Raw genomic sequence first — 20957 nt, forward strand, 5'->3', positions numbered from 1 at the left:
GCCGAAACAGGCCTAGGCCTCGTCGCCGGCCGGGACCTCGGTCAGGCGACGGGCGCGGTCGCGAAGTTCCTCCGGCACCAGTTCGACCAGCTGCTCCGGGCGCAGCGGCAGGTCGAGCAGGCTCAGCTTCACGCGGGAGCGGGCCCCGTGCGCGTCCTGGTCGAAGCGGACCACGTTGGTCGCGTTCGGGCGCATCCGCACCACCATGTCGGCGCCCTCGGCGATGGTGACGACGGTGGCGCCGTCGAGCGAAACGCGGGTCTCGTGACCCGGCGCCCGCAGCAGGATCGTCTCGTCGCCGCCCAGCACGATCGGGCGGGTGATGCCGGACATCGGCGCGACCGGGGTCAGGCCGATCAGCGGCGCCGACGGCGAGATGATCGGGCCGCCCGCGGCGTAGTTGTAGGCGGTCGACCCGGTCGGCGTGCACACCACCACGGCGTCGCTGCGGAAGTAGCCGAACCGCATGCCGTTGATCTCGAGGTCCAGGCTCACCGCCGTCCACGGGACGGTGGTCGTGAGGACCACGTCGTTGAAGGCCAGGGCCGGTTCCGCCCGGCCGGTCAGCTCGAGGCAGCTGTGCGGTTCGAGGCTGAAGTCGCCGGCGATCAGCCGTTCCAGGGAGTGCCGCAATTCCCGCGGCGAGACCTCGATGAGGAAGCCGACGTTGCCGTGGTTGACCCCGAGCACGGGGGTCGGCCGACCGGCGACCAGCCGCATCGCGCCCAGCATGGTGCCGTCGCCGCCGAGGCTGAACACGAACTCCACCTCGTCGGCGAAGTTCTCGTCCGCCACCGGCTCGACGCCGTCGCCGAGCCGGTCGGCGTCCGCCGGGCGGGCCACGACCCGGATGCCGTGCCTGCTCGCGAGCGCGGTGACCGTCGCGACCGACTCGCTCACGTCGTTGCGGGGGTGAACAACCAGGCCGAGTACGCGCTTACCCATTCCCCGACCATGCCACGTCCCGATCTTCCGCGCCGCTCCTGACCGGCACCAGCAGAAGGATCGAGAGCACCAGCACGCCGCCGAGGCCGACCGCGTTGCCGATCTTGTCGATGGTCTCGAACATCTCGAGGTGGAGCATGTGCCAGAGGAAGTGGATGGCGTTGAAGATCAGCCACGCCCCGCCGGTGACCCGCATGGCGTCGGCCGTCGGGCGCCGCCAGGCCCACACGCTGAGCACCAGCAGCGCCAGATAGAGCGCCCCGACGTCGCGGATCAGGTGCTCGCTGTACGGGCTGAGGGTCGACACCCAGCCGCTGCGGAAGCCCGGGAAGTCGCTGTAGAACGACATCGGGAACGCCGCCGCCCACGTGCCCACGACCGCGGCCGTGACGGCCAGGATGCCGGCGAACCACCGCTTGACTTCGAGGGTCATCGGGTGGCCGCCCACTTCTCGAACGTGATCCCGCCCTGCCGGAACTGCCCGATCGGCAGCAGCCCGTCGCGTGCCATGGCCCGCGACGCGGCGTCGGGCAGCCGCAGGCTCAGCACGAGCTTGCCGGGGGCGACGCGCCGCATCATGTCGGCCAGCCTGAGCACCTCAGGTCCGGCGATCTCGGCCCCCAGGCCCTGAGCGGGTCCCTCGGCCAGCCGAACCAGCTCGGCGGCGACGTCGGCCGCGGCCACCGGCCGGGTCACCATCACCGGGGCGACCTTCACCGGTCCGGGCACCCGGGCCAGCACCTGCGCCGCGAACTCGTGGAACTGGGTCGCCCGCAACACGGTGGCCGGGATCGGACCGGCCAGCACCAGCTCCTCCTGGCGGCGCTTGCCCGCGTAGTAGCCCGAGTCGACCCGGTCGACACCGACGATCGACAGCGCCACGTGGTGCTTCACGCCGGCCTTCTCCTCCGCCGCGAGCAGGTGCCGCGTCGTGCTCTCGAAGAACGCGATCGCAGCCTTGCGGCTGAGCGTCTCGATGTTGACCACGTCGATCACCACATCGACGCCGCGCAGCGCCTCGTCGAGCCCCGCGCCGGTGGTCAGATCGACCCCGGTCGACCGCGACATCACCACCACCTCGTGGCCCGCGGCCCGTGCCTTCTCGACGAGGAGCTTGCCGACCCAGCCGGTGCCACCGGCGACCGCCATCCTCATTGTGTCCATCCTTCTCGTCGACCCGGTTGCCCGAGCCCCTGTTTCGGCTCTTCGTGAGAAGGACGAGAAGGCGGAACCTCGTGTGACACCGTGTGGCGCGGGCCATAGCGCGGCTAGCCTGCCGACATGACGACGCGCGTGGTGGTGCTGGGAGCCGGCTTCGGCGGACTCGAACTGGCGACGATCGTGGGCGCTCACGCCGCCGCTTCCTCGCCCGGCGCTTCCTCAGCCAACGGCTCCTCAGCCAACGGCTCCTCAGCCGGCGCTTCTTCGGCCGACGCTTCTTCAGCCGGCGTCGAGGTGACGCTGATCGACCAGGCCGAGGGCTTCGTCTTCGGTTTCTCGAAGCTCGACGTGATGTTCGGACGGGCCGCCCCCGACCAGGTGCTGCACCGCTACGCCGACCTGGTGAACCCCGGCGTCCGGTTCGTCAACGCGCGGATCACCGCCATCGACCCGGTGACGAAACGGGTCGAGACGAGCGCCGGCCCGTTCGACGCCGACATCCTGGTGGTGGCGCTGGGCGCCGACCTCGATCCGGCCGCCACACCCGGCCTGCTCGAGGGCGGGAACGAGTTCTACACGGTCGCCGGCGCCTTCGCGGCGGCGGACGCGCTGGCCGCGTTCGAGGGCGGCCGGGTGGTCGTGGCGGTCACCTCGACCCCGTTCAAGTGCCCGCCCGCGCCCAGCGAGACCGCGCTGCTGGCCCACGAGTTCCTCACGTCCCGCGGCCTGCCCTGCGACGTCACCCTGGTCATGCCGCTGGGCAAACCGATCCCGCCGTCCCCCGACGCGTCGTCCGCCGTGCTGAAAGCCTTCGCCGAGCGCGGCATCAACTGGATGCCCGAGCGGCTGGTGCGCTCCCTCGACCCGGACCGCAAGGTAGCCGTGCTGAGCGACGGCAGCGAACTCCCGTACGACCTTTTCCTGGGCGTACCCGCGCATCGCGTCCCCGCGGTGGTGGCCGAGTCGGGCCTGGCAGTCGACGGCTGGATCCCGGTGGACCCGCTGACCCTGGAGACGTCGTTCCCCGGCGTCTACGCGGTGGGCGACGTGACGAGCGTCGGCACCCCCAAGGCGGGCGTCTTCGCCGAGGGCCAGGCGGCCGTGGTGGCGGCCCGCGTCCTCGCAGCCGTACGCGACGAGCCCGGCGCCACCGAGTACGACGGCCGCGGCGTCTGCTACCTCGAGTTCGGCCACGACGAGGTGGCCAAGGTGGACGTGAAGTTCGTGTCCGGCCGCCCCCCGGTCGGCGCCCTCATCGGCCCGTCCCCCACGCTGGCGGCCGACAAACAGGCCTTCGGCCGCGACCGCATCCAACGCTGGTTCGGCCGCTCCTGGTCCCTCCCCGAAAGCTGACTCCAGTCCGGCGCAGCACTCATTTCTGCCCAACGCGCACTGCTCCCGCCCGACGCGCCGGCTCCTGCTGCTGCCCGGCGCGGGCGGGTGGCATCAGGCGCGGGCGCCGATCGCCAGGGCGCGCAGGAGGAAGCGTGGCTCGGTCAGCGCGCTCGGGTGGGCCAGCATGGTGGTGACCTGACCGAGGCGCTGGTTGATCGTCTGGTCGCGCATGGACGCCTTGAACATCAGCCCGCTGGCCCAGCTGATGGCCCGGTAGCCCTTGGGGTAGGGCCCGTCGACGTGCGGCAGCGCGAGGTCGGCCATCGTGGAGACCTGCCACGCCGCGTCCACGACGACCTTGACGTCGCGGAAGTAGGACATGGCCGGCTTCGCGAGATCGGGCTCGCCGCGCAGATACTCGGAGAGCGCCGAGGCGTGCAGCGTCGCCGAGGTCATCCCCTGCCCGTAGACCGGGTTGAACGAGGCCACCGCGTCACCGACCGCGACCAGTCGCGCCGGGAACCGGGTCAGCTGATGGAAATCCCGCCGCCGGCTGTCGGCCTGGTGATAGGTGATGACGTCGCCGACCTGCACCGCCGTCGTGGCCACCTCGCCGAACTCGGACGGGAAGTCGTCCACACACCGCTCGCGGAACTCGCCCGCGTCTCGCCCCGGCCGGTCGTCGGCGTACCCCGAGACCAGCACCGTCCACCGATCGCCCTCGATCGGCGTGAACCCGCCGATCCGCGCCACCTTGCCCGGCCCCGGATTGGCGATCGAGATGCAGGTCAGCACCTTCGCGTCGGCCGGCCGCCGGAACAGCGCGGTCGCGTAGTTGAGCTTGATCCCCATCCGCTGCATCGGCGGCTTGGGGAACCCGTGCGACTCGAGCCAGTCCCCGAGCCGGCTCGACCGCCCCATCGCGTCGACGACGAAGTCGGCCGTCACCTCCTCGTCCCCGTAGCGCACCCCGACGACACTGTCTCCGTCGAGCACTATCCCGTCGGCGCGGCCGTGAGCCGTGCGCACGTTCGGCAGCGCCAGCACCCGATGCCGGATCAGCGCTTCGAGAAAGGGCCGGCTGGCGACCAGCCCCTGCGCGGCCGGCCCGGTGGGCGGATCGCCGCGCAGCTCGCCGTCCATGTAGAACCGGTTGGTGCCGGGCGCCGGGTTGACCGCGCCGGCCGCGAGCGCCGCCTCGATGAAGCCCGGGAAGAAACGCTCCAGCTGGTTCAGCCCCGAGGGAAGCAGAGCGTGCACCTGGCTGCCCTGCGGCACCCCTGGTCGCGGCCCGATCGCGTTCTCCGGATCGGCCGCGATCTGGTCGTCGGGCACGTCGAGCCCGACGAGGTCGTCCCGCTCGATGACGAGCACCTGCTCGGCGTGATCGCTGAGCACGCGGGCCGCCATCAGCCCGGCGATGCTGCCCCCGAGCACGACGGCCTGCCGGAACAGCACCCGCCGGCCCGTCGGAGGCTCAGACGTCGAAATGGCAGCGAACCTGCGCGCAGCGGTCACCCGAGCCCCCCGTAAACGCTAAAGTTTCTTTCCCGAACCCACGATAGCCGGGCATCGAGAACCATCGCTACCAGGCCATCCTGCCGAACCATCCAGCGCCGCCGCAACGGCCGACGCCCGTTTCCTGGTGGTCACCGCAGGTAGGAAGCTCCGTTCAGGTCGAGGACGGCGCCCGACGACCAGAGCGCCTCGGGCAGGCTCAGATGAACCACGGCCGCCGCGACGCGCGGCCTCGAGCTCGTCGACCGGGATGGCCAGGTGCACAGCCGGCCTGTCAACGCCACTCATGCGGCAACTCCTTCCATCGCTTCCGGTGGGCCCGGGAGGTGGCTCGACCATAGCCGTTCCCACCGGCGGCAGAGAGTTATCCACAAGGCCCGCGGTTATCCACATTGTGGCGCTGCGGGGTTGCCGCCGAGCAGCTCAATGAGTAATGGATACCGGCCCTCGGAAAGTGGCAGCAAATAGCGTTGCCAACGCGCGGCGAGCGGCCTACCGTAGTCATCACACCGGGAACAACAGGGACAAGGAGAGACCGATGTCGCGGCACGCCTCGATTACACCGCAGCTGCTCACGCCGCATGTCGGTGCCGTCCTGACGTGCGGCCTCGCACCCTACGGCAAGCCCTACCGGGCTCGGTGGCGCAGCTAGCGGACGCTAGCGCAGAACAGCCGCCGAACCCGACAAGGGACGGCGGTTTTTTCGCTTTCCTGTGACTCCATTCCATCCGCACCGCGGGCCATTTCGCGCTGCCCCGATAATTGCACCGGACACCACCGGGCGCGATTGATATTTGACAACTCCACAGCGGATGGCACAACGAATCCGGAGCGAGGGAGACGGCAACCCGCGCGCCTTGGGAGCGTGAGACACCCCGTTCGACTCGGGGGCTCCGGACGAGATCTTTCAGAACGCCCTCGTAGCCCAACGGCAGAGGCACGACGTCGAGAACGTCGCCAGTGCGCGTTCAAATCGCGCCGAGGGCACGCGTCAACGCCGCACGACTCACACCGCACGACTCACCTCGTGCCGGCGACGAGGCACACCACCAAGCCGGTGCAGCACGAATGGCTCGTGCAGCCGACTCGTAATCGGCAGGTTGCGGGTTCGAGTCCCGCCGCCGGCTCATGCCCGGGTAGCCCAATGGCAGAGGCACGCCGCTCAGGACGGCGCCAGTGCGCGTTCGAATCGCGCTCCGGGTACGCACCGAGGTTCTTCGGGATCAGGTTTTCCAGGGCTCGTAGCTCATCTGGTAGAGCGCCGCTCTCGCACAGCGGAGGTGGCCGGTTCGACCCCGGCCGGGTCCACGTCAGGCGTTGGCATGCAACACGTTGACGGCCTGCACGGTGGCGTAGCCGCGCCATTCCGGGGCCGCCGCCGGGCTGCATGCAGTGAAGGTGATGTCCCAGCCGCCGTCCGGCTTCTGCTGTGCGGCCAGCCGTGCCAGGTCGGCCGTGACGGCGTCCCGGTCGAACACCGCACGCGACGGCGAGTGCGGATGGGGCGTGAAGTCGAGCGGATGCAGCACCTCGCCCTCGGCGCCGCCGGCAACAGGCGTCGGTCTGTCCATGCATACGTGGGAAGCGAACCCGTCGAGAAGCGAGCGGGCCCGGGCCGAGATGGGTGCCACGGCGTCCAGGAAGTGCATCGCGAACATCGCCTCGTGGGCGGCCGGCGTCCCGGATGTCTGCTCGATCCCGTCCAGGCAGTAGCCGGTCGCCGCCCTCAGCCACGGATGGTCGGCGACGTCCTTGCGGTGCCCGGCCAGCCGGTGTGCCTGCGCGGCCAGCTGGGTCGTCATCTGGAGGGAGGAGGTGCCCGGGTCGGCGTTGATCCAGTGCGGCGCGCTGCCCTCGGTGTCCGGGTAGGGCAGGGCGAACGGTGTGCCGCCGTCGGCCAGCGTGTGCGCGGCGAGCCAGTCGCACAGATCCACCGTCCGGCTGCTGGTGTCGCGAACGTCGGCCAGGACTTCCAGGGCGTGCATGGCCGCGACCGGCTGGCTGGTCGTCGACCGCAGATCCGGTTCGAGCGCCCAGCCGAACCCGCCGTCGAGGTTGCGGTGGGCGTCGAGCGCCAGCAGAACTTCGCCGGGCGAGCCCTCCCCCAGCAGGTGCCGTAGCCGGCGTCGTTCCAGTACGCGGGCGTGGGTCGTCACGAACGAGACCGCGGCATCGAGATCAAAGTTCATGGAAGCATCCTTGCCCAGTCGCCGTAGCTCAGCAGGTTGGAGCGCCGCCCTGATAAGGCGGAGGCCGGTGGTTCGAACCCACCCGGCGACACGATCACGGAGACGCCAGCCGATGGGCGCCGGCCGCCGCCTCGAAAGCGGTTGGGGGGTCACACCCCGTGGGCGTTCGACTCGCCCCGTCTCCGCCACGCGCCGCTGGCTCAACTGGTAGAGCAACGGACTCTTAATCCGTGGGTTCGGGGTTCGACTCCCCGGCGGCGCACCTGCAGGGTGGAGGAGTTCGGTCGTCCTCGCCGGTCTCATAAGCCGGAAACCGCGGGTTCGAATCCCGCCCCTGCTCCCGTTCCGGTAGCTCAGCGGGAGAGCGCCGCCCCGACAAGGCGGAGGTCGCTGGTTCGATCCCAGCCCGGAACACGCAGCCCCGGGACACACAGCCGGGAACACTCAGCCCCGGGGCACACAGCCGGGAACACTCAGCCCCGGGGCACACAGCCGGGAACACTCAGCCCGGAGCGCGCTGCCGGGAACACGTGCGTCCGTATGGCTCAGTGGGAGAGCGTCCCCTTCACACGGGGAAGGTCCCAGGTTCGAATCCTGGTACGGACACTGTGGCTGTAGCTCAGTGGGCAGAGCGCCGGGACGTGGCCCCGGAGGTCGCCGGTTCGAACCCGGCCAGCCACCTTGCGCGTCGTGGACGGCGGCACGTCCAGCGGTCCGTAAAACCGTCGCCTCTCGACAGACCTGGGTCGGCACCAGGGACGCGCACCACAGTCGCATGCCCGAGTGGTCAGGGAGCCGCCTGCAAAGCGGTCTACGCCGGTTCGAATCCGGCTGCGGCTTCGATCGCCATCCGCTGTGAGTTGCCCGAGCGGCCGCCGTCGTCGGGCAGGGCGCCGGCTTCCGCGGCGGACGGCAAAGAGGCCATCCGACAAGGTCGGCCCGCGGGACAGGGCAAGAGCTGTCGCGTACGCGAGCGGCCTGATCGCGCCGGAGTAGCGTGACGCGGGTGCCAGAGATCGTCACCGAGGTTCGGGACGGCGTCGGATGGGTCACCATGAGCAACCCTGCCCGCCGTAACGCGCTGTCGACCGCCATGCTTGCCACGCTCGAGTCCGCCGTACGGGAAATGGACCTTGATCCTGGGATGCGGACGGTCGTGCTTCGTGGGGCCGGCGAGACGTTCACGGCCGGGGCGGACATCTCCGAGTTCGCGGCCCACCACGACTCGGTGGCGGCCCGCGAGACGTGGGAGCGCACGCTGACCGGGCTGTTCGAGACGCTGAGCGGGCTGACGACGCCGCTGATCGCCATGATCCGCGGCCACTGTTTCGGCGCCGGGATGGCCCTCGCGCTCAGCGCCGACCTGCGCATCGCGGCCGAGGGCAGCACGTTCGGGATCCCCGCGGCCCGGCTCGGCATCGGCTACCCGTTCGCCCTGGCGCAGACGCTCGTGCACGTGGTCGGGCCCGCGCACGCCGGCGAGATGCTGTTCACGGCACGGGCGTACGCGGACCGCGAGGCCCTCGGCGCAGGCCTGGTCAACCGCCTGGTGCCGGCGGGCGAGCTCGAAGCCGACGTGATCGCCACGGCGAACGCGATCGCGGCCAACGCCCCGCTCGCCGTGCGGGCGGCCAAGGCGGCGATCAAGGCGGCCGCGTACCCGTCCATGATCGAACGCGCCCACGAGTTGATCGCCGCCACGGTCGGCTCCGACGACGAGCGCGAGGGGCAGCGCGCGTTCATGGAACGGCGCCCGCCGGATTTCCGGAACCGCTGAATATATTGACGACTATTAGTAAGTCTTGCTAAAAGTTAGTGACCCGAGTCATCCCCACGGCGCGACCCCCTGTGCGCCGGACACGAAGGGTCACCATCCCCATGGCAATCAGAAGAAGCCGGTGGGCCGCAGCGGCCACCGCGTTCACCGTCGCCGCCGTCGGCACCCTCACGGCGCTGGCCGTCCAGGGCACGTCCGAGGCGGCCGTGCTGCCCAACGGGTTCAAGAGCGTCGGCTACATGCCGTCGTGGGCCGGCAACGTCACGAGCGTCCAGTACTCGAAGCTGACCCACATCAACTACTCGTTCGCCCTGCCCAACGCGAACGGCACCCTGCAGCCGATCGAGAACACCGCGAAGCTCCAGCAGCTCGTCACCCTCGGTCACCAGAACAACGTCAAGGTGTCGCTCGCGATCGGCGGCTGGAACGACGGCAACGACTCCGCCTTCGAGTCGCTCGCCGCCAACTCCGGCACCCGGACGGCGTTCGTCACCAACGTCATGAACACCGTCCGCCAGTACGGGCTGGACGGCGTCGACATGGACTGGGAGTACCCGGACCCGGGCGCCTCCGGCAACAACTACACCGCGCTCATGCAGCAGCTCAGCACGGCCCTGCACAACGAGGGCAAGCTGCTCACGGCCGCGGTCGTCAGCGAGGGCGGCACCGCCAACGGCGTCCAGCCGGCCGTGTTCGGCTACGTCGACTGGCTCAACATCATGGCGTACGACGGTGGGTCGCCGCACGCCAACTACGACTGGTCGATCAACGCCGCCAACTTCTGGAAGAACCGGGGCCTGCCCAAGGCCAAGACCGTCCTCGGGGTCCCGTTCTACAGCCGGCCCGGCTATCTGACGTACGCCCAGCTCGTCGCCCAGGACCCGGCCAACGCCAACCGTGACTGCACGCCGTCGGGCGAGTGCTACAACGGTCTGCCGACCATCCGCCGCAAGACCCAGTGGGCCCTGGCCAACGCCGGCGGCATCATGAACTGGGAGCTCTCGCAGGACGCGACCGGCGCCAACTCGCTGGTCAGCGCGATCTACGAGACCGTCATGGGCGGCAGCGGCCCGACCACCCCGCCGCCGTCGGGCCGCACCGGCCGAATCACCGGCATCGCCGGCAAGTGCGTCGACGTCGCCGCCGCCAGCAGCGCCAACGGCACGGCCGTCCAGCTGTACGACTGCAACGGCACCACCGCCCAGAACTGGACCGTCGGCACCGACGGCACGATCCGCGCCCTCGGCAAGTGCCTGGACGTGGCCGCCGCCGGCACCGCCAACGGCTCGCTGGTGCAGATCTACGACTGCAACGGCACGAACGCGCAGAAGTGGCAGGCCCAGTCCAACGGCACCCTGGTCAACACCGGCAGCAACCGGTGCCTGGACGCGTCCAACAACTCGTCCGCCAACGGCACCCGCCTGCACATCTGGGACTGCTTCGCCGGCGCCAACCAGCGCTGGGTCCTCCCCTGAGCTCGTGCCTCTGAACTGGTGCCTCTGAAAGGTTGACCCATGCGGTCCGTCTCCCCCACCGGGAGGCGGACCGCCGCTCTTCCGGGCGACTGACCTGCGGCTTTCCCGTCGGCACGATCACCTCATGCTTCGTGTGTATTCAGCTCGGCCGACCGGAACCCTGCCGCCGGCTGGGGCGCCCAGCCGGCCCGCTGAGTTGACCGCCCACCTCGCCCGCTGAGCTGCCGGATGCGGCCCCACGGCTTGTAGACGGACAGGACGGTGGCCACGCCGAGCAGCGTCAGGGAGACCACGGGCGGCATGATCAGGCTGCTCACCTCGAAGGTCACGGCCTCGCCGGCCGACAAGCTTTTCCCGTACGCCGCGACCTCCGGCATGGTGGGCCGGAGCAGCAGCAGGATCAGGGTGCAGAGCGCCACATTGAGCACCAGCTTGATCGCCACCCACCAGTAGCGGACCAGCCCCCACTTCGTGCCCAGCCCCAGCACCAGGCCGGTGACCAGGCAGACCAGCCCGGAGACGAGCATCGGCCACACCAGGAACGAGCCCAGCGCCTGATAGGCCAGACCTCGCCGCGCGCTGTCGTCGCTGAGCGCGCCCACGCCGACCAGCACCGCCACCATCACGTCGACGCCGATCCACGCGCTCGCCGACACGATGTGCAGCACGAGCCAGAACTTGCGGTAAACGGGCACCATGCGCCCAGAGTGCTCGCCGGCGGCGGCGTGCGCGTCGGGGCAGGGACGTACGCCCGCTGACGTACGCATCCCGGCCGCCCGCATGGCACGGTAACCCCATGCGCGCACGCGACCTGGCCGTCCCCGTCGCTCTGGCGGCGGCCGGCCTGGCCACGCTGCCCGTGCTCGACGACCTGTCGGCCGCCGACCGCCCCGTCAACGCCGTCGCCTTCGTGCTGGTCGTCGCCACCGCGGCGCTGCCCGCGCTGCGTCACCGCTGGCCCGGGCCCGCCCTGCTCGCGGCGGCCGCGACCACCTCGGCGTACCTGATAATCGGTTTCCCGTACGGGCCGATCCTGCTGGCCTTCGCCGTCTGTGTCTACGGTGTCGCCCGCGCCCGGCCCGTCCGGCAGGCCGCCGCCTGGTCCGTGCCCGCACTGTTCGTGCTGCTGCTGCACCTGTTCGAAGATCCGCTGTCGGGCCTCGCCCCGGGCACCGCGTGGGTGGTCGTCCCGTTCACGATCGGCGTCGCCCGCCGGCAGGTCGTCAACGCGCAGGCCCGCGAGCGTGCCGAGGCCGAACGCCACATCGCCGACGCCGAACGGCTGCGCGTCGCCCACGAGGTGCACGACGTGGTCGGGCACGGGCTGGCCGCGATCCAGATGCAGGCCGACATCGCGCTGCACCTGCGTGACACCCGTCCCGAGATGGCCGTCGAGGCGCTGACCGCGATCAGCGCCGCCAGCTCGGAGGCGCTCGAGGAACTGCGCGCGACGCTGGCCGGGCTGGCCGAGACCCCGGGCCCGGCCCAGGCCGAGGAGTTGTGCGCCCGCGTCCGCCGGGCCGGCGTCGACGTGGACCTGGTTGTCGACGGCGCGCCCGCCCCGCTGCCCCCGGCCGCCTACCGGGTGCTGCGCGAAGCGCTCACCAACGTGGTCAAGCACGCCGCCGACCCCCGCGCCCGGGTGACGATTGAGCACCGCCCGGAGAGCGTCGACCTGCACATCTCCAATCCCGTACGGGCCACCGGCCACGCCGACGGCTTCGGCCTCACCGGCATGCGCCGCCGCGTCGAGCAGGCCGGCGGCACCCTGACCACCGATGCGCGGGGCGGCACCTTCGCCATCCACGCCGTCATCCCCCGGAGCCCTCGATGATCACCGTCCTGCCGGCCGACGACCAGCAACTCGTACGCCTGGGCCTGCGCGCCCTGTTCGAGGCTTCCGACGGTTTCGCGGTGGTCGCCGAGGCCGCCGACGGCCTGGCCGCGGTGGCCGAGGCGCGGCGCACCCACCCCGACGTCGTCCTCATGGACATCCGCATGCCCGGCATCGACGGCCTCGAGGCCACCCGCCGCATAGTCGCCGACCCCGCCCTCGCCACCACCCGCGTCCTGGTGCTGACCACTTTCGAACATGACGAGTACGTCTTCACGGCCCTGCGATCCGGCGCGAGCGGCTTCCTGCTGAAGAACACCAGCCCGCCCGCCCTGCTCGACGCCGTCCGCACCATCGCCGACGGCGGCGCCCTCCTGGCCCCCTCGGTGACCCGCACGTTGATCCGCGAGTTCACCGCCGCGGCGCCCCGCCCGCTGACCCCGCACCGCGACCTGACCCGCCTGACCGACCGCGAACGCGAGATCGTCACGCTGGTCGCCCAGGGCCTGAACAACCACGAGATCGCCGCTCACCTGACCGTCAGCCCCGCCACCGCCCGCACCCACGTGAGCCGGGCCATGACGAAGCTCGGTGCCCGGGACAGAGCCCAACTGGTCGTCTTCGCCTATCAGTCCGGCCTCGCCTGAGGTGACCGTGGCAGACGCGCTTGTTGATCCTGGGAAGAACACTCGAATTTCCCCGAAGAGACAAATCCCGCAAGCTGGACGCTCGCGTTTCCGGGGTGTCACCTGGAAGGGCGCTCGAGGTCCCGGGACCGGCGCTGAAAGGACAGAATTTCAGGCGACCTGCGCGATTATACGGGATTTCTCCGGCGACTGGAACTCCGAAATGTCGGCACGCACTCCGGTCAATGCCGCTGCCGAGATTCCCCATACTCACGCGTCCCGATATTGCTGAATCCGGCAAGTCGATAGGTAGCATAGTGCTGCCAGTAGTTGCCGATCTTGAGCCGACGAGAAGAGGCCACCACCACGCCGATCCGTTTCGGAAGCCCTGAGGAGCTGATCGCATGGATCCCCGCCCCACCTTGCGGAACCGGCTCAGAAGAGCACGGACGGACTCCGGCGCGAGCCCGCAGCACCTGGCCGAGGCCCTGGGATGGTCGCTCGTCGATTTCCTCACGGTCGAAGCGGTCGCCGGCGGCATCGACGACGGCCGGCTGTCAGCCTTGCTCGACCACTACGGCCTGGCCGACCAGCGGATCCCGGCGTCCGGCCTCGGGGACGACGTGCTGAGCCGAGAAGTCCGGCTGCTGGCCACCTACGAGCAGGAAGCTTCCAGCATCCGCACCTTCGAGCCGTACGTCATCCCGGGGCTGCTGCAGACCAGGGAGTACGCCGAGGCAACACTCAGTTTCTTCGCCGGCGACGCGACTCTCGAGCCCCTGGTGCAGGCCCGCCTGGCCCGGCAGGAGATTCTCGCTCGCGACGACGCTCCGGCGCTGCGCTTCGTGATCGACGAGTCCGCGCTGCACTGCTGGGACGGGGCCGACGGCGACGGGCCGCGGATCATGCGGGCCCAGATGGACCGCCTGCGGCAGCTCGCGGCGCACCCGGGCCTGGACATCCGGGTAGCGCCCTATCGAGCCGGTCTCCACGAGGGAATCAAAGGCCCGTTCGTCATTCTCGAGCAGCCGGACCTGCTTTATCTGGAGGACGCGAAAGGTGACGTCGTGCGGGCCGGGCCGGAAGAGGTCCGCGCTCATCGCGAACGCTTCGACGTCTTGTCCGGCCTGGCCGTTCCGCTTCTGACAGCGTGGGCCTGACCTCAGGCGAACAATGACAGAATCACCAGCAACAGGGCGATGACAGCGAGCACGACCGCCAGCCCCATGGCGACCGCCGATTTGAGCACTTCCGCTACCGGCCGCAACGACCGTGCGATCAGCCGGAGGGCGAGCATGATGAGGATGGCCGCGCCGACGACCATAACTATTGAGGCGTCGTGTTCGGGCGGCGGCTGTTGTACGGACAGCACGAGTACTAGACTTTTCACCGGCTCGTCCTTTCGATCCGTGTGACCGGCTTGGTGGGACAGTTGGGACAAGTGAGCACCTCCGGTGGCAGCCGGGGGTGCTCGTTCCGTTAGGGCCTCTGGGCCTACGTTCAGTTTGCGTGGCAACACGCCGAGTTGGCAATTGCCAAAACTCAGGTTGACACACTATGTTTTTCCGGCGGCGCCGTTGCCATCTGACGCCTTGACAATGATCACGGCGCAGTGGTAGGAGTTGACGGGTGACTAGGCGGAGCAGCCCAACGGTGCGCAACCGTGAACTCGGTGCGCTCCTCCGGCGGTACCGCGAGGACAAAAACCTCACCGCCGCTCAGGTCGCGAAAGACGTGGGCCTGTCCCCCGCCGCAATCAGCCGGCTCGAAACCGCCTCCCGGGCGTCACCGCGATCCGGCGCGCCGAATGTCCGCGCCCTGTGCAGCTACTACGGGCTCGACGATCGCACCACCGAGCGACTCGTCCAACTGGCCAAGGAAGGCTCCCAGCCGGGCTGGTGGCAGCGCTACGACCTCGAGTCACCGACGGCGACCTACCTGGATCTGGAGACCGCCGCCGTTTCCATCGACAACTTCGAGGCGTCGGTCACACCCGGCCTTCTGCAGACGCACGACTACGCCCGAGAGGTGATCGCCCCGCTCCGGTTGCATTTCTCGGCCGATCAACTGGCCGAGACGGTGGAGTCCAGGGTCCAGCGCCAGCGGATCCTGACGGGTGAGAGCCCTCTGCAGTTCCACGCGGTGATGGACGAGACAATTGTGCACCGGGTCGTGGGCAGTGCCGCCGTGCTGCGGGAACAGCTGATTCATATAAGACAGCTCGCGACCGATCTACCGCATGTCTCCGTTCAGATCCTGCCGTTCTCCGCGGGTGTGAACCCGGGATTGGACGGCCCGTTCTCGGTTCTCGACTTCGCCGAGGACCTGCTGCCGCCCGTGATCTACACGGAGGGCCAGCTCGGCCAAATTTTTGAGGACGAACCGGAAGAAGTCGAACGTATCCGGCGGGCTTTCGGTACGCTGACCGACCTCGCCCTCGATGCCGAACGCTCACTGAGATTGATCGACGAACGTATCCGCGACCTATCCTAGAAATCAGGGAAAACGACATCATGAGCCTGATGAACATCGACCGTGAAGCGCTTGCCTGGCGCATTGCCGAGCGCAGCGCCGGTGGTAATTGTGTGGAGGTCGCCCGAACCCGGGACCTCATTGCGGTGCGTAACTCGAAGCGTCCGGACGGCGAGATGGTTGTTTATACCCAACCGGAATTCGCGGCGTTCCTGGACGGGGCCAAGAAGGGCGAATTCGACGACCTCCTGGACTGACCGGAGGCGATGAACACCAGACGTCGATCAGTCGGTGAGGGGACGGGCGGCAACCGCGAAAGGTTGCCGCCCGTCCGCCGTCTCAGAGGGCGGCGACAGCCTCGGACAGGCGGTCCCGGGCCCATTGCTGCTGCGAGGAGCCGGCCCGGCCCCGGTAGGCCGACTCGATGACCATCGTGGCGGTCAGGTAGAGGTTGTAGAGGCGGCGCCGGGCGCGTTCGTTCGCCGTGAAGGCGGCCTTGCCGTAGCCCCGGACGAAGGCGGTGGGATTGCCGAAGGACGGTTGCTCGGTGGCGACGAACCCGGCCTCGATGAGCGGGTCGCCGTAGAACGCCCGCTCGTGGTCGATGACGCAGACGATCCGGCCGTCGCGCACCAGGACGTTGCTCGACCACAGGTCCCACGCCACGAAACGCGGACCTGTCACCTCGTCCAGGCAGTCGGCGTGGGCAGCGACGAGCGCGCGCAGACCGGCGTGGTCGAGCTCGACCGCGCGCCGCTCGCCGTCGTGCAGGACATCGGAAACCATGCCGAGGAAGCACTGCCGCCAGGTGGCGACGCCGGGGCCGCCGAGCGGGCCGAACGCCGGGCCGGTCAGGGCGTTCAGCGAGCGGGTCGCCGCGCCGACGGCCGCGTCCAGCTTGTCCTGCTCGCAGGCCGACAGCGACGAGCGGATCACTCCGTAGTTCTCGGCGTCGACGTAGGGCATGACGAACCAGTCGGCGTCGACCAGCTCGCGGGAGCTGTCCGCGAAGTCGACCGTGGGCACCGGCACATCCGTTGCGGCCAGGAGGGACAGCGCCGCCAGCTCGGTGGCCATCGCCCGGCGTTCGTACGTCATCACCTCGACCCCGGCGGGCGGCGCGACCTTGAGGACCGCCTGGTAGCCGTCGCGCAGGCGCAGGCGGTAGGCGACGTTGAACCAGCCGTGGCCCAGTTCGTGCACCCATTCGGCCGTGCCGGAAGGAACCTGATCCTTGCCGTAGGCGCGCGCCACCATCGCTCGCAGCGTGTCGAGCGACTGCCGGTTCTTGGTGATGCTCTCCATGGTGGCTCAGGATCCTACGTAGTCCGCCAGGTGTTCGCCGGTGAGGGTGGAGCGGGCCGCGACCAGGTCGGCCGGGGTGCCCTCGAAGACAATCTTGCCGCCGTCGTGGCCGGCGCCGGGGCCCAGGTCGATGATCCAGTCGGCGTGGGCCATGACCGCCTGGTGATGCTCGATGACGATCACCGACTTGCCCGATTCGACCAGGCGGTCGAGTAGACCCAGCAGATTCTCGACGTCGGCCAGGTGAAGACCGGTGGTCGGCTCGTCGAGGATGTAGACGCCGCCCTTCTCGGCCATGCGGGTGGCCAGCTTGAGCCGCTGCCGCTCGCCGCCCGAGAGCGTGGTCAGCGGCTGGCCCAGCTTGAGGTAGCCCAGGCCGACGTCGGCCAGCCGCACCAGGATGGCGTGCGCGGCCGGGGTCTTCGCGTCGCCCGCGCCGAAGAACTCGACGGCCTCGCTGACCGGCATCTCGAGGACCTCGCTGATGTCCTTGCCGCCGAACTTGTATTCGAGCACCGAGGCGTCGAACCGCTTGCCCTCGCACACCTCGCAGGTGGTGGCCATGCTCGCCATCACGCCGAGGTCGGTGTAGATGACGCCCGCGCCGTTGCAGTTGGGACAGGCGCCCTCGCTGTTGGCGCTGAAGAGCGCCGGCTTGACGCCGTTGACCTTGGCGAAGGCTTTGCGGATCGGTTCCAGCAGGCCCGTGTACGTGGCCGGGCTGCTCCGCCGCGAGCCGCGGATCGCCCCCTGGTCGACGGCCACCACGCCCTCGCGCGGCGCGACCGAGCCGTGGATCAGCGAGCTCTTGCCGGAGCCGGCCACGCCCGTGATCACCGTCAGCACGCCGAGCGGGATGTCCACGTCGACGTCGCGCAGGTTGTGGCTGTTCGCGCCGCGCACCTCGAGCGTGCCCGACGGCTCACGCAGCTTGTCCTTGAGCGCGGCGCGGTATTCCAGGTGGCGGCCGGTGAGCGTGTCGCTGGCCCGCAACCCGTCGAGGCTGCCCTCGTAGACGACCTGACCGCCGCCGCTGCCGGCGCCCGGGCCGAGGTCGACGATGTGGTCGGCGATCGCGATGGCCTCGGGCTTGTGCTCGACGACCAGCACCGTGTTGCCCTTGTCGCGCAGCTGGACGAGCAGGTTGTTCATCCGCTGGATGTCGTGCGGGTGCAGGCCGATCGTGGGTTCGTCGAAGACGTACGTGACGTCGGTGAGCGCCGAGCCGAGGTGCCGGATCATCTTCGTACGCTGGGCCTCGCCGCCCGACAGCGTGCCGGACGGACGGTCGAGCGAGAGGTAGCCGAGCCCGATCTCGACGAACGAGTCGAGGGTCTCGCCCAGCGCCGTGAGCAGCGGCGCCACCGACGGCTCGTCGAGGTCACGCACCCACGCGGCGAGGTCGCTGATCTGCATCGCGCAGCAGTCGGCGATGCTGATCCCCTTGATCTTGGAGGAGCGGGCGGCTTCGCTCAGCCGCGAACCGTCGCACTCGGGACAGGTCTTGAAGATGGCCACCCGTTCCACGAAAGCGCGCACGTGGGGTTGAACGGCGTCGAGGTCCTTGGACAGGAAGGATTTCTGGATGGAGGGGATCAGACCCGCGTACGTCAGATTGATGCCCTCGATCTTGACCTTGGTCGCCTCGCGGTAGAGGAGGTCGTCCCTTTCCTTCTTGGTGAACTTCTTGATCGGCTTGTCGGGGTCGAAGTAGCCGACGCCGCGGAAGATGCGGCCGTACCAGCCCTCCATGCTGTAGCCGGGGATCGTGATGGCACCCTCGTTGAGCGACTTCTCCTCGTCGTACAGCTGGGACAGGTCGATGTCGTTGACCGAGCCCCGCCCCTCGCAGCGCGGGCACATGCCGCCCAGCAGGCTGAAGGTGCGCTTCTCCTTGACCTCGCGGCCGCCCTTCTGCAGGGTGACCGCGCCCGCGCCGCTGACCGACGCGATGTTGAACGAGAAGGCCTGGGGCGACCCGATGTACGGCTTCCCGAGCCGGCTGAACAGGATGCGCAGCATGGCGTTGGCGTCGGTGGCCGTGCCGACGGTGGAGCGGACATCGCCGCCCATCCGCTCCTGGTCGACCAGGATGGCGGTGGTCAGGCCGTCGAGCACGTCGACGTCAGGCCGCGCCATGGACGGCATGAAGTTCTGCAGGAAGGCGCTGTAGGTCTCGTTGATCAGCCGCTGCGACTCGGCGGCGATCGTGCCGAAGACCAGCGAGCTCTTGCCCGAGCCGGAGACCCCGGTGAACACCGTGAGACGCCGTTTCGGGATCTCGACGCTGACGTCCTTGAGGTTGTTCACGCGTGCCCCGTGCACGCGGATCATGTCGTGGCTGTCGGCGTCGTGCATGCCCGGCTCCCTCGTTCGTCGGCTTCCCCGGGAACTCTAGGCAGGTGGTACGACACTCTGCTTCTCGATTCCTGATCAGGGAATGAGCAAGTCTGCCAGGTCGAACGCATCGCCGCGGGCCGGTAGCGCCGGCTGCCAGTCCGGTTCCAGACTCAGGTACCTCGCCGGGTCGGCCCGCAGCAGCCCCAGCAGCACCTCGGCCACGAGCGGCTCCAGGCCGTCGAACATGCGGCCGTACCGCGCCGCGCCGGTCGGCCGGTCGACAGCCCGGACCAGGCTGAGACAGTGGTCGACGGTCATGTCAGCTACGACCGGACAGCGCCCCCGGCTGTGCCCAGTCCTGAATCTCGACCAGCTAGCGGGCGACCACGGACGCCGGGGTCAGGCGCAGCAGCGTGTCACGCTGCGGGCTGCGGCTCTGCAGCAGACGCCCCATCAGCCGGGCCCGGCGGGCGAGGGCCTGGGTGCGGGGGCGGCGGTTTCGGTCGTACGCGGTGAGGGCCTCCGCGATGGGCCGCGCGGACAGCAGATGGCTGAGGGTGGCCGCGTCCTCCAGGGCCATGTTGGCGCCCTGGCCGAGGTCGGGAGTCATGGCGTGAGCGGCGTCGCCGAGCAGCACCGTGGTGCCCCGCACATAGGACGCGAGCGGCTTCGCGAGGTCGTAGATGTCGGTGCGCACGACAGCGGCCGGGCCGGTGGCGTCGAGGACCTCGGCGATCGGCGCGTGCCAGCCCTCGAAGCGGCGGCGGATCTCGGCGAACTCGTCCGGGAAGGCCGTGCCGGCCGGCGTCGACGCCACCCCGAACCAGTAGACGCGTCCGTCGGGCAGCGGCGCGAGGCCGAAACGCTCACCCCGGCCGAGCGACTCCCCGGCCCCGCCCAGCAGGTCGACCGGCCGCTCGGTGACGCCGCGCCAGCTCGTGTAGCCGCTGTAACGGATGTCCGTGCCGCGCGTGGGCGACCGGAGTCCGTCGGCCGCGACCACCACGTCGTAGCCGGTCAAAGGCTCGACGACATTTTTCCCGTACGCGATGGTTCCCGGCCCGAGCTCGGCGGTGAGCACACGATGCAGGTCGGCCCGATGCACGACGCGCAGTTCGCGGACGGCCCCCGGCGGCGTGGTGGCCAGCCAGCGCCCGTCACGCCGGCGCGACCCCGCGGTCAGCACCTGCTCGGGCCCCGCCATGGCACGGACGGCGTCGCCCACGCCGATGGCGTCGAGCGCCCGGAACCCGTTGGCGAACAGCGAGAGGCCCGCCCCGACCTGCGAATCCGGGGCCGAACGCTCGAGGACGGAGACATCCCAGCCGTGCCGCTGAAGGCCGATGGCCGTGGCGAGGCCGCCGATGCCGGCCCCGATGATCGCGACTCTACTCATGTAGAGGACTCTACGCATGTAGATTTGCCGTGTGAAGGTGTCTCCGAACACAGACCGTCGCGAGGCGATCGCCGACGCGGCCATCTCCCTGGTCGCGGCCGAGGGCCTGCGGTCGCTGACGCACCGGGCGATCGACCGCGCCCTCGACCTGCCGGCCGGCTCGACGTCGTACTACGCCCGCACCCGCCGCCAGCTGATCGAGCTGATGGTCCACCGCCTGGCCAACCGCACCGTGGCCGACATGGCCGAGCCACCTTCGCCACCCTCTTCGCCGGACCGACCGGCTTCGCTTCTGGATCGGCTCGCTGAGCGGGCGGCGGACCACCGTGTGCGTTACGCGTTGCTGGTCGACCTGGCCGGCGACCCCGAGCTGCATCCGCTGCTGACCACCGCCTCGCCGGCCCGAGCCCAGTTCCTGGCCGCCGCCGAAGCCACCCTGGCCCAGGCCGGCGTGGCCGACCCCGCCCGCCACGCTCCCGCCCTGATCGCTCTGGTCGACGGCCTGCTGTTCGACCGCGTGGCCGGCTCCCGGGTGGAGAACGCGGACGAGGTGATTGCGGCCTACCTGCGGGGTATGCGGTAGA

General features: G+C 69.8%; 21 protein-coding genes and 12 tRNA genes. 21 read left to right on the top strand and 12 right to left on the bottom strand.

Annotation, left to right across the window (positions count from 1 at the left end; all coding sequences use genetic code 11):
• Positions 1-12 precede the first annotated feature (12 nt).
• Genes LXN57_RS35055 through LXN57_RS35065 form a run of 3 tightly spaced genes read right to left on the bottom strand, consistent with a single transcriptional unit; the run spans position 13 to position 2100 of the window.
• Positions 13-945 carry an NAD(+)/NADH kinase gene (locus tag LXN57_RS35055; RefSeq protein WP_251802532.1) on the bottom strand — a complete coding sequence of 311 codons (933 nt, stop codon included), beginning with the start codon at positions 943-945 and terminating at the stop codon, positions 13-15.
• Complete coding sequence (locus LXN57_RS35060) at positions 938-1378, bottom strand: DUF4345 family protein (protein ID WP_251802533.1); 441 nt, start codon at positions 1376-1378, stop codon at positions 938-940. Before LXN57_RS35060 ends, LXN57_RS35055 begins: the two co-directional genes overlap by 8 nt.
• Positions 1375-2100 carry an SDR family oxidoreductase gene (locus LXN57_RS35065; RefSeq protein WP_251802534.1) on the bottom strand — a complete coding sequence of 242 codons (726 nt, stop codon included), beginning with the start codon at positions 2098-2100 and terminating at the stop codon, positions 1375-1377. Before LXN57_RS35065 ends, LXN57_RS35060 begins: the two co-directional genes overlap by 4 nt.
• A 126-nt stretch (positions 2101-2226) precedes the next feature.
• On the opposite strand from LXN57_RS35065, the gene LXN57_RS35070 reads away from it, so the two are divergent.
• A complete protein-coding gene (locus tag LXN57_RS35070; RefSeq protein ID WP_251802535.1) occupies positions 2227-3459 on the top strand; it encodes an NAD(P)/FAD-dependent oxidoreductase in 1233 nt (410 codons plus the stop codon).
• Positions 3460-3552: 93 nt separating this feature from the next.
• Here the strand turns inward: LXN57_RS35070 and LXN57_RS35075 are convergent, their stop codons facing one another.
• Positions 3553-4899, bottom strand: a complete 1347-nt coding sequence (locus LXN57_RS35075) for an FAD-dependent oxidoreductase (protein WP_251802536.1) — start codon at positions 4897-4899, stop codon at positions 3553-3555.
• 191 nt (positions 4900-5090) lie between these two features.
• Positions 5091-5243, bottom strand: coding sequence for a hypothetical protein (locus LXN57_RS35080; protein WP_251802537.1), 153 nt, complete (start codon positions 5241-5243; stop codon positions 5091-5093).
• Between the two features lie 630 nt (positions 5244-5873).
• Between LXN57_RS35080 and LXN57_RS35085 the strand changes: the two genes are divergently transcribed.
• From LXN57_RS35085 to LXN57_RS35100, 4 genes are all read left to right on the top strand, one after another.
• Positions 5874-5946, top strand: a tRNA-Leu gene (locus LXN57_RS35085).
• A gap of 66 nt (positions 5947-6012) precedes the next feature.
• Positions 6013-6086: transfer RNA gene (locus tag LXN57_RS35090), tRNA-Thr, on the top strand.
• 3 nt (positions 6087-6089) lie between these two features.
• Positions 6090-6162, top strand: a tRNA-Leu gene (locus tag LXN57_RS35095).
• A gap of 32 nt (positions 6163-6194) precedes the next feature.
• A tRNA-Ala gene (locus tag LXN57_RS35100) sits at positions 6195-6267 on the top strand.
• A gap of 2 nt (positions 6268-6269) precedes the next feature.
• Here LXN57_RS35100 and LXN57_RS35105 read toward each other — a convergent pair.
• On the bottom strand, positions 6270-7148 hold the full coding sequence (locus tag LXN57_RS35105; RefSeq protein WP_251802538.1) for a hypothetical protein: 879 nt from the start codon (positions 7146-7148) through the stop codon (positions 6270-6272).
• A 17-nt stretch (positions 7149-7165) separates the two neighbouring features.
• Between LXN57_RS35105 and LXN57_RS35110 the strand changes: the two genes are divergently transcribed.
• The 10 genes from LXN57_RS35110 (at position 7166) to LXN57_RS35155 (ending at position 10400) form a co-directional block, all read left to right on the top strand.
• Positions 7166-7239, top strand: a tRNA-Ile gene (locus LXN57_RS35110).
• Between the two features lie 7 nt (positions 7240-7246).
• A tRNA-Ser gene (locus LXN57_RS35115) sits at positions 7247-7336 on the top strand.
• Position 7337: 1 nt separating this feature from the next.
• A tRNA-Lys gene (locus tag LXN57_RS35120) sits at positions 7338-7410 on the top strand.
• 2 nt (positions 7411-7412) lie between these two features.
• A tRNA-Met gene (locus tag LXN57_RS35125) sits at positions 7413-7488 on the top strand.
• A 2-nt stretch (positions 7489-7490) separates the two neighbouring features.
• A tRNA-Val gene (locus LXN57_RS35130) sits at positions 7491-7562 on the top strand.
• Positions 7563-7682: 120 nt separating this feature from the next.
• Positions 7683-7754, top strand: a tRNA-Val gene (locus tag LXN57_RS35135).
• A 2-nt stretch (positions 7755-7756) separates the two neighbouring features.
• Positions 7757-7829 (top strand) — tRNA-His (locus tag LXN57_RS35140).
• Positions 7830-7917: 88 nt separating this feature from the next.
• Positions 7918-7988: transfer RNA gene (locus LXN57_RS35145), tRNA-Cys, on the top strand.
• Positions 7989-8154: 166 nt separating this feature from the next.
• Positions 8155-8925 carry an enoyl-CoA hydratase-related protein gene (locus LXN57_RS35150; RefSeq protein WP_251802539.1) on the top strand — a complete coding sequence of 257 codons (771 nt, stop codon included), beginning with the start codon at positions 8155-8157 and terminating at the stop codon, positions 8923-8925.
• Between the two features lie 101 nt (positions 8926-9026).
• Complete coding sequence (locus LXN57_RS35155) at positions 9027-10400, top strand: glycosyl hydrolase family 18 protein (RefSeq protein WP_251802540.1); 1374 nt, start codon at positions 9027-9029, stop codon at positions 10398-10400.
• 122 nt (positions 10401-10522) lie between these two features.
• Here the strand turns inward: LXN57_RS35155 and LXN57_RS35160 are convergent, their stop codons facing one another.
• A complete protein-coding gene (locus tag LXN57_RS35160) occupies positions 10523-11098 on the bottom strand; it encodes a hypothetical protein (RefSeq protein ID WP_251802541.1) in 576 nt (191 codons plus the stop codon).
• 98 nt (positions 11099-11196) lie between these two features.
• Between LXN57_RS35160 and LXN57_RS35165 the strand changes: the two genes are divergently transcribed.
• From LXN57_RS35165 to LXN57_RS35175, 3 genes are all read left to right on the top strand, one after another.
• Positions 11197-12234 carry a sensor histidine kinase gene (locus LXN57_RS35165; RefSeq protein WP_251802542.1) on the top strand — a complete coding sequence of 346 codons (1038 nt, stop codon included), beginning with the start codon at positions 11197-11199 and terminating at the stop codon, positions 12232-12234.
• Positions 12231-12881, top strand: coding sequence for a response regulator (locus LXN57_RS35170; protein ID WP_251802543.1), 651 nt, complete (start codon positions 12231-12233; stop codon positions 12879-12881). The genes LXN57_RS35165 and LXN57_RS35170 overlap by 4 nt, the downstream gene beginning before the upstream one ends.
• Before the next feature lie 383 nt (positions 12882-13264).
• Complete coding sequence (locus LXN57_RS35175) at positions 13265-14020, top strand: DUF5753 domain-containing protein (RefSeq protein WP_251802544.1); 756 nt, start codon at positions 13265-13267, stop codon at positions 14018-14020.
• A gap of 2 nt (positions 14021-14022) precedes the next feature.
• Here LXN57_RS35175 and LXN57_RS35180 read toward each other — a convergent pair whose 3' ends face one another.
• Positions 14023-14232 (bottom strand): hypothetical protein, encoded by a 210-nt coding sequence (locus LXN57_RS35180; RefSeq protein ID WP_251802545.1) that lies wholly within the window; start codon positions 14230-14232, stop codon positions 14023-14025.
• A gap of 281 nt (positions 14233-14513) precedes the next feature.
• Between LXN57_RS35180 and LXN57_RS35185 the strand changes: the two genes are divergently transcribed.
• On the top strand, positions 14514-15353 hold the full coding sequence (locus LXN57_RS35185) for a helix-turn-helix domain-containing protein (protein ID WP_251802546.1): 840 nt from the start codon (positions 14514-14516) through the stop codon (positions 15351-15353).
• 29 nt (positions 15354-15382) lie between these two features.
• Positions 15383-15589, top strand: coding sequence for a DUF397 domain-containing protein (locus LXN57_RS35190; RefSeq protein WP_251802547.1), 207 nt, complete (start codon positions 15383-15385; stop codon positions 15587-15589).
• Between the two features lie 82 nt (positions 15590-15671).
• On the opposite strand, the gene LXN57_RS35195 is transcribed toward LXN57_RS35190, so the two are convergent.
• The 4 genes from LXN57_RS35195 to LXN57_RS35210 all read right to left on the bottom strand — a co-directional run bounded on the left by LXN57_RS35195 (position 15672) and on the right by LXN57_RS35210 (position 20373).
• The gene (locus LXN57_RS35195; RefSeq protein WP_251802548.1) at positions 15672-16637 is read right to left on the bottom strand and encodes a phosphotransferase family protein; all 966 of its coding nucleotides are present in this window, start codon (positions 16635-16637) and stop codon (positions 15672-15674) included.
• A gap of 6 nt (positions 16638-16643) precedes the next feature.
• The gene (locus LXN57_RS35200; protein ID WP_251802549.1) at positions 16644-18995 is read right to left on the bottom strand and encodes an ATP-binding cassette domain-containing protein; all 2352 of its coding nucleotides are present in this window, start codon (positions 18993-18995) and stop codon (positions 16644-16646) included.
• A gap of 75 nt (positions 18996-19070) precedes the next feature.
• On the bottom strand, positions 19071-19295 hold the full coding sequence (locus tag LXN57_RS35205) for a hypothetical protein (RefSeq protein WP_251802550.1): 225 nt from the start codon (positions 19293-19295) through the stop codon (positions 19071-19073).
• 55 nt (positions 19296-19350) lie between these two features.
• Positions 19351-20373, bottom strand: coding sequence for an FAD-dependent oxidoreductase (locus LXN57_RS35210; RefSeq protein WP_251802551.1), 1023 nt, complete (start codon positions 20371-20373; stop codon positions 19351-19353).
• Between the two features lie 37 nt (positions 20374-20410).
• Here LXN57_RS35210 and LXN57_RS35215 point away from each other — a divergent pair, with 37 nt between their 5' ends.
• On the top strand, positions 20411-20956 hold the full coding sequence (locus LXN57_RS35215) for a TetR/AcrR family transcriptional regulator (protein WP_251802552.1): 546 nt from the start codon (positions 20411-20413) through the stop codon (positions 20954-20956).
• Position 20957 lies beyond the last annotated feature (1 nt).

It is taken from the genome of Paractinoplanes hotanensis (assembly GCF_023717965.1).
GTDB classification, from domain to species: Bacteria; Actinomycetota; Actinomycetes; order Mycobacteriales; family Micromonosporaceae; genus Actinoplanes; species Actinoplanes polyasparticus.